This is a genomic window from Flavobacteriales bacterium, assembly GCA_020435415.1.
Classification (GTDB): domain Bacteria; phylum Bacteroidota; class Bacteroidia; order JACJYZ01; family JACJYZ01; genus JACJYZ01.
In genome coordinates, this window is sequence record JAGQZQ010000041.1 from 19,172 (window position 1) to 27,414 (window position 8,243).

Here is an 8,243-nt window from a genome sequence, read left to right on the forward strand (position 1 = left end):
TCATAAGATTTGAGTATACAGAGATATATAACGCTGAGTTATTTTATCTGTACATCGGCCTGGTGCTTTGCTCAGTCCGGTATGCAGGCCCGATTGCAGTGTGTCTCCGTAGATCCCGTTGGTTCGGTTACCATCACCTGGCAAATGCCGGAGGATACATGCAGCGACTTCATTCGCTATGAATTGTACAGATCGACACAGGCCACCGGCCCTTTCAATCTGGTTTATCAGGTAAACAACGACCCTACCGTACTCAGCTATCCGGACAACGGGATCAACGCGCAGTTGCAACCATATTATTATTTTGTAAGAGCAGTCAGTGCCTGTGGAACCTTTGATTCCGACACCCTCGGGAATCTGACGGTTCAGGTGACCGGTAACGGAGGCGGAATAGCAACCGTTAACTGGAGTCTGTGGACCAATCCGCCTGCCGGAACATCTTCCCTTGTATATATATACAGAGAATACCCGGCTGGTACCTGGACCTTATTGGATAGTACGACAACCGCGCCTTTTGTTGATACCATTTCGATATGCAACTCACAGATCAATTACCGGATCATGGTAGCAAATGATTCCGGTTGCACTTCAGTGTCCTCCGTAGACGGAGATGTTTTTCAGGATGTGATTGCGCCTGGCATCACCGAACTTGATTCATTAAGCGTTGATACCTCTAATGGTAATGCGCACATGGGTTGGCAGCCAAGTCCTGATCCCGACGCTGCGGGCTACATTATTTACCAATGGGTAGGTGGATTCTGGCAGCCAGTGGATACCCTGTGGGGGAAAAATAATACCTATTTCAATAATCCCGGAGGTGGAGCGGGAGCAAATTTCGAACAATACCGGGTGGCAGCATTTGACAGTTGTTTTAATGTCAGTCCACTTGGAACACAACACAATACCATATTTCTTGACGTAAGCATTGATCGTTGCACCCTGGAATCAAGTTTGACATGGAATGAATACAAAGGATGGAATGATGGTGTGTCATCCTATACCATTTATGCGATTGAAAATGGCGGGACTCCTGTAGCACTGGACTCTGTTCAGGGTACATCCTATATACATACCGGGTTGAATGGCTACAGTGTTTACTGTTATGTGGTTCGCGCCAATGACGGTTCCGGCCTGAGAACATCTTCATCCAACAAGGTCTGTGTGTATTCCGATCCGCCATTTCCGCCGGCATATACTTATGTGAGCACTGCCACCGTGAACGGGTCAGCGATTGATGTGACCTTTTATGTGGATACCATGGCAGAGGCCATGCAGTACCTTGTGCAACGTGCACCTATCGCATCAGGGCCCTACGCTACCATAGCTACCCTTACTCCCGGTGGTTCACCGCTGGTGACTTATACCGACAATTCCGTAGATCCGGCAGCCGGACCATATGCCTATCGCCTGGAGGTGATCAATACATGTGGCGCCTCCGCCATGATCTCGTCCAATGTCGGTCAGACCATGGTTTGCACAGCTACAGCCAATAACGATTTTACCAATACCATTACATGGACAGCTTACACGGACTGGCCTGCAGGAATATCCGAATACAGGATCTACCGGACTGTTGGCGGAGTGGGTATCAAAGCCATGATCGCAACGGTCGGCAGTTCACAATTCACCTATATAGATCCCGTGGATCAACTGACATCGGGGGATGGTTCGTTTTGTTATGAGGTGGAGGCTGTTGAGAATGCCGGTAACCCATGGCCGTTCTCAGTGAGCAGTGTTTCCAATGAAGCGTGTGCGTACCAGCTTCCTAGGCTTTATATTCCCAACGCCTTTACGCCGGATGATAATGGTTTGAATGATGAATTCATCCCGATCAGCATGTTCATAGATCCTTTGGAGTATCAGTTCATCGTGTTTAACAGATGGAGTGATGTGGTCTTTGAAACCGTTGATCCAATGATGGGATGGGACGGCACCTTTAATGGTCACAACCAGCCGTTAGGCGTGTACGTGTATTTTGTTAAAATCAAAACAGTGGATGGAAGAACCTTTGACAAGAAGGGTACTTTTAATCTGATCCGCTGATCAATCCTTTTTTTTCTTTCCCCCGTTTTTTTTTCGGACCACTTCTGCGAAAGGGATGTTCTCTACATGACTGGTGATCCAGGATGACAGGTCCATGTAGTCAAGTACCGTTCTTTCATACGGATCTTTCAGGGTCTCATCCATGGCTTTTCCCAGGGCAATAAAGCATTCCCGCTTCTCAGCATCGCTATTCATTCCCGCCATCTTGTCGATGTATTTCAGCACCAGCAATTCAGATTGGAACAATTTCTTTCTTCGTTGCAGGAAACTTTTTGTAGAACGGATAATGTGGCCGAGAATAAGGGTGTTTCCCATCTCGAAGTGAGAAATAATATTCAGGATACGCGCAAAGCATAATATATCTTCACGTTCCTTGCTTTCAAAAATTCGGTTCAGGTAATGCAGCGTTTTTTTTCGATCGTTACTGCTCCAGAAGAAAAATGCCATATAAAAGAACACCATCAGTTCCTGTTCTTTGCTGAGGGATTTTTCACGTGATTGAAGTGCATCAGAGATTTGCTTCGCCAGTTCATACCCTTTTTCAAATTCACCGGTCTCCCGGAATAAACTCAACTCCAGCCGAAGTACAAGCGAGTAGGTTCTTACCTCCAGGTCACGTGACAAGTGTTGTGATGGCTGGAGTTATTTCTTTAGATCGTTCAGCGCCTTTCGTGCCTCATCAAACATCCCGATGCGGGTACAGGCAATGGCGAGATAACTGAGCCCGTTGATATGGGGGCGTTTATCCTGCTGCAGAAGTTCAGGCTTTGACTCAATAAAGTTGACCAGTTCCTGGCTGATCTTATAATCCTCTTTTAGATTTCCTCTGGCATAATGATAATCGGCCCAGGACAAATAATAATAGATCCGGCCTTCATATGAAGTGGCATTTTCGATGGATCTGATGAAATCGCCCGACATGATGTTGTCCAGCCGCTGTAGTTCGGATTCGCTGCGTGCAATTCCACGGTTATCAATAAAGGTGGTAAGCTTGTAAAAGGAAATCTTATACTGTGCAATGGCTTGAAGATCACTCAGAATCCGGTGCTCTTCGGCGAGTGTCTCATCCACGTTTTCCTCCAGGTTATCCAGATCAAAACGGGCCCGTGTTATTTTCTGTTCCCACTTAAGAATATCCAGGAGCAGGGTGTGCTTCTCATAACGATATGCAAGCTTTCTGGCTTTGGCAAGCAATTTCAGACAATGGGTGAACATTCCCTTGTCGAACAGGATCTCGATGCTTTGGAGCAGGTTGCTTAGTTCATTGTTTTTTGTGGCATCTGAATGATAAGCGCGAAGGCTCTTTAAAATCAGGTGATACAGGTAATTTTTCTCGGAAGGCAGGTGTTTGCTGAGGGTGCTTCCTTTGAACTTTTCCTTCAACCGGCCCTCATCATAAACCTTCATTCGTTCAATGGCCTCAAATAGGTTCAGGTAATTGGTTCCGCCCTTGCCCCGCATATTGGAGAACATCTTAAAATACCTCTTTTCCGTTTGGGAGAGGCTTTTTATCAGTTCGTGAAGCTGGTCGGTACGTTTCATTTTAATTCCAATGAAAATCGAAGGTGCCGGATTGATAGATTCATTGCAGGTAAGGTAATCGGACCAATGGTGCACGATAAATGTAATGATTTAAAATCCAAAACTGCGTATTCTTTGAACGGAAAAAGGAAGGAAGGGGGTTTATATTTGCATCATTCAAGTTGTGACGATGGTTAATCTCCTTATGGTTGATTGCCATGTGCATTGCAGTTGACGCCTGATGCATTGGCAATAATGCCCCGGCAATACGCTCCGAAGTATAGTTGCAGTAGAAAATAGCCGGGGCCTTATTTGATGCTGTTGTTCAATCCTGATGTTGGATGTGCCAGGGGTAAGCAGTGGTTGACCAGGTTTCGTAATATTTTATTTGCCCTTATCTTCTGGAGATGGCTAATAAATAGTCTTGAAAGCGCCATGAATAAAGCAATTCCAGTCGGTTAGAATTGAAAGAATGGATGAATTTTATTCTGCCTGTAAATCATTATAATTCAAATGGATGTGGTTGGTCTGCGTTGCTGGAAGCTACTAAGTTAGGTTTGTATAGAGTCCAAGCAGTCGAAATAATTTGATGGACATCGGAAAGGTCGTGGTTTACTTTTGAGTAAGAGTCAGTCCATTTCGTAACCGTAGGTAGAGCTAACCATGTCGTATTGTTTTCCCCTGAACCGCAAGGTAAACCTTGCCGTATTGGTTGTGTTCCTCTGTTTTCTGACACCAGCAAAGGCTCAGTTAACAGTCACAGGAGGGCTGAACTTAAATGATATCAGGAATCTGCTCTTCGGTCCCGATGTGACCATCGCCAACTTTCAGGTTAATTGTCCCAACGGCGCATATGGTTCATTCAACGGGGGGAATTCCAATATAGGACTCACTGGTGGTATCCTTCTAACCACAGGGAATATCAATGTCGCAGTAGGTCCCAACAATATCGGAGATGCCGGACGCGACAACAATGCACCCGGTGATACAGACCTGGACGACCTTGTCAACGGTGGAACTTCCGGTTGTGTGATCGGAGGTCCTTGTACCCAAACGGGGTGCAACGGCACCATGACCACGAACGGGGTGTGTACGTGCACCAACTGCGCGGATGCGGGTACCAGTTTTGACGCATGCAGCATCGAGTTTGACATCACACCTACATGCGATCAGATTCAGATAAGGTATGTCTTCGGATCTTAAGAATATCCGGAGTATGTCAATGCAAACGTGAGTGATGCCTTCGCCTTTCTTATCAGCGGACCCGGTATTACCGGTATGCAAAACATCGCCCTGGTTCCCGGTACCACCCTTAATGTGGAGATTGATAACATCAATACCAACACCAACAACCAGTATTATGTGAATAACAATGGAGGTGCTTCCGTTCAGTATGATGCATTCACCACCGTCCTTACCGCTACCATGACCGTGACACCTTGCTCGACCTATCATATGAAAATTGTGATTGCGGATTACGGTGATGGCATTTATGATTCCGGCGTGTTCCTGGAGAAAGGGGGGATCAGTTGTGGAACACCCGAGTTGGTGGTCACCGCCACCGATGCGGTGGAATGTTGCACGGACGGTACCTTTGTTTTCACGTTGGACCAACCCCAGGCCAATCCATTGACGGTAGATTATACCCTTAGTGGTTCAGCTACCGATGGTACAGACTACACCGGTTTGAGCGGATCGGTTACTTTTCCCGCGGGACAAACCACCGTAACCGTACCTGTTGCTGTCATTTGTGATCAGTTGACGGAAGGCCAGGAAACGATTGAATTGTTTATCGGACAGGCCATCTGTGGTGGTAACCTTGACGCTTCCGCCATTCTGACCATCAGCGACGGGCCTACCATTGATGCCGGTCCGGATCAGGTGATATGCACCAACAGCGCGCAACTGAATGCGACCGGTACAGGTACTTTCGTCTGGTCACCAGGTACCGGGTTGTCATGCACTGCATGTCAGAATCCGGTGGCTACCCCAACAGTTACCACAACCTATATGGTTACCCTTACCGATGCCAATGGTTGCACGGTCACCGACAGTGTAACCGTAGCGGTATCGTGTGGTCCCATACTTACCGCCACCGGAGATGAATTTTGTGAGGAAGATTGTGGCAATGTGGAAGCATTCCCGCAGGGAGGCGTTGCCCCTTATGCATTTACATGGAATCCGAATATCGGCACCACGGCGGGTCCCCATCAGGTTTGTCCTGCATCCACCACACGCTATTACGTAACGGTAACAGATAACGACGGGAATTCGGATACAGCATCAGCATTGGTTATCGTTAACCCGCTTCCCAATCTCACCACATCACAGGTAAATCCGATTTGCGAAGGCTTGTGTGATGGTACGGCCACGGTCACGGCAACAGGTAGCGGCTCGTACATTTATCAATGGGATGATCCATCTTCACAAAGCGGAGCTACCGCCACCGGACTTTGTGTGGGAACTTATCAGGTGACAGTCACTGACGTAAACGGATGTATATCTACAACGTCGGTTACGTTATCTTCTCCAACCGCAATTAATCTTTCCGTTACCGGAACCGATGCATCGTGCAATGGCATATGCGATGCCACAGCAACGGTGACTGCAACGGGAGGCAGCCTGCCCCACAGCTACCTCTGGGATGATCCAGCTGCGCAGACAACGGCTACCGCAACAGGTCTCTGTGCAGGAAATCACACGGTTATTGTAACAGACCAGAATGGTTGTCAGGCTTCCATTCAGATGACACTCAATGAGCCGGCTCCGGTGGTGCTGTCAACATCGCAAACGCCTGTCAGCTGTTTTGGCGCTTGTGACGGAACAGGCACTGCGATTGCTTCCGGCGGCCAGGGAACACTGTCTTACTTGTGGAATGACCCGGCAGTACAGACCAGTGCCACAGCCACAGGGTTATGTCCGGGTACATGGACGGTGACTGTGACGGATGCAAACGGATGTGCTTTTAACGAAGTGGTGGTTATCACAGAACCACCCGCACTTGTGCTTGGTGAAAACCATTTTAACGTGAAGTGCTTTGGTGGTAATGATGGATCGGTGGATCTGAATGTGACCGGCGGAACAGGAAATATCAATGTTCTTTGGGATAGTGGTCAGACAACAGAAGATCTTTGGGGGGTGACTGCAGGTACTTATTGTGTCACCGTGAATGATGCCAACGGTTGCACAGCCGGTTTGTGTGTGGATATCACAGAACCGGATGTTATTGTTCTCGACCCGTTGTCTACTCCTGCAACATGCGGGAACAATGACGGAACCGTTTCGGTAAGTGTTTCATCGGGAGGGACAGCACCGTTCAGTTATCGCTGGAACGATGGTTCTTCACAAGCCACCGCAGCCATATCCGGTCTTCCTCCGGGCGTTTATTGTGTTACCATTACCGATGCCAATGCCTGCACGGATACTATTTGTGTGGATGTACCGGATATTTCAGTTTACCCGAATGTGTGTTTTTCCGATAGCATAAAAGCCTGTATCCCGGTTACCGTTCAGTTTGTGAATTGCTCGGATCCCGGAACGTGTTTGTGGGATTTTGGTGATGGTACCTCGTCAACGGATTGTAATCCGACGCATACGTTTAATGAAGCCCGGTGCTATGACATCACCCTTTCGGTCACCTCTCCCGAAGGTTGTGAGAGTACCCTTACAAAAACCTGTTATATAGAAGGCTACCCGTGGCCTTCAGCCGATTTTACCGCCGATCCGTGGGAGGTTAACGTATTCAATCCCACCATCAATTTCTTTGATAAATCCACCAATGCGACAACCTGGCTCTGGGACTTCGGAGATGATGACAGTTCGGCCACACAAAACCCTGTACACACATATCTGGATACAGGATGTTTTCCGGTGACCCTTTATCTTGAGAACCAATACGGCTGCACCGATGATGTTGTCAAGCAGGTTTGTGTAAAGGATATCCACGCCTTGTATGTTCCCAATGCATTTACGCCAAACGGCGATGGAGACAACGATTGGTTTGCGGCGAAGGAATATGGTGTGTGTGATATCAACATGTTCATCTTTGACCGGTGGGGAAATCAGATTTATCAGACATCAAGTCTGGCCGGGTGGGATGGAACGGCAAACGGCGGAACGGACATCGCCGAGGAAGATGTATATGTGTGGGTGATCCGCGCAAGGTTTTGTGACGGAGATGAGGTGCGCAGGGTAGGACATGTAACATTAATCAAATGACCTGGAGGATGAAATATAGAAGTACATTGATGCTGTTCGGTTTATTCATGTATGTTGTTTCGGCATCCGCACAATCGGATGATCTGGAGGTGAGTGAGAAGTTGTGTCGGGAGTGGAAACAAAGTGAGGTGGTGGATCACGAGACGGGTGAGCGACTGAAGACGGAGAAAGAGGCTATCCGGGTGGTACTTAATACAGATGGCACTTTTGTGCAATGGTTAGGTGAAAACAAGATGGAGGGGCGCTGGCGGTATCAGTCGGATGGTGCCCGGTTGTTCCTGAAAGTGGAAGTCTACAATGAGCAGGTGATTGAATCGAAAGCCCAAAGAACCTATGAATGGATTGTGGTGTCGGTTAGTGAAAACAAGATGGAATGGGTGCGGCAGGACAGGGACAGGCTGTCACGTTTTGTGTTTGCAGGTACCAACGAATAGGGTCCGTGTAGGGCAGGCCCTTTGCCC

General features: G+C 47.9%; 6 protein-coding genes. 4 read left to right on the forward strand and 2 right to left on the reverse strand.

From position 1 onward, the window contains the following. The first annotated feature begins 9 nt into the window (after nucleotides 1–9). Nucleotides 10–2,043 carry a gliding motility-associated C-terminal domain-containing protein gene (locus KDD36_08350; protein MCB0396649.1) on the forward strand — a complete coding sequence of 678 codons (2,034 nt, stop codon included), beginning with the start codon at nucleotides 10–12 and terminating at the stop codon, nucleotides 2,041–2,043. Here KDD36_08350 and KDD36_08355 read toward each other — a convergent pair whose 3' ends face one another. Next, a complete protein-coding gene (locus tag KDD36_08355) occupies nucleotides 2,044–2,667 on the reverse strand; it encodes a hypothetical protein (GenBank protein MCB0396650.1) in 624 nt (207 codons plus the stop codon). Nucleotides 2,668–2,685: 18 nt separating this feature from the next. Beyond that, nucleotides 2,686–3,585: a hypothetical protein gene (locus tag KDD36_08360; GenBank protein MCB0396651.1), complete on the reverse strand. Its 900-nt coding sequence runs from the start codon at nucleotides 3,583–3,585 to the stop codon at nucleotides 2,686–2,688. Between the two features lie 642 nt (nucleotides 3,586–4,227). On the opposite strand from KDD36_08360, the gene KDD36_08365 reads away from it, so the two are divergent. From KDD36_08365 to KDD36_08375, 3 genes are read left to right on the forward strand one after another with little or no spacing between them, the layout of a single operon-like run. After that, nucleotides 4,228–4,767, forward strand: a complete 540-nt coding sequence (locus KDD36_08365) for a choice-of-anchor L domain-containing protein (protein ID MCB0396652.1) — start codon at nucleotides 4,228–4,230, stop codon at nucleotides 4,765–4,767. A 27-nt stretch (nucleotides 4,768–4,794) separates the two neighbouring features. After that, nucleotides 4,795–7,782 carry a choice-of-anchor L domain-containing protein gene (locus KDD36_08370; protein ID MCB0396653.1) on the forward strand — a complete coding sequence of 996 codons (2,988 nt, stop codon included), beginning with the start codon at nucleotides 4,795–4,797 and terminating at the stop codon, nucleotides 7,780–7,782. Nucleotides 7,783–7,790: 8 nt separating this feature from the next. Further along, a complete protein-coding gene (locus tag KDD36_08375) occupies nucleotides 7,791–8,216 on the forward strand; it encodes a hypothetical protein (GenBank protein MCB0396654.1) in 426 nt (141 codons plus the stop codon). Nucleotides 8,217–8,243: the final 27 nt, after the last annotated feature.

Excerpts from the sequence above, each read along its gene's own strand:
- KDD36_08360 (MCB0396651.1), bottom strand. The coding sequence starts at position 3,585 with ATGAAACGTACCGACCAGCTTCACGAACTGATAAAAAGCCTCTCCCAA.
- KDD36_08365 (MCB0396652.1), top strand. The coding sequence starts at position 4,228 with ATGTCGTATTGTTTTCCCCTGAACCGCAAGGTAAACCTTGCCGTATTG.
- KDD36_08375 (MCB0396654.1), top strand. The coding sequence starts at position 7,791 with ATGAAATATAGAAGTACATTGATGCTGTTCGGTTTATTCATGTATGTT.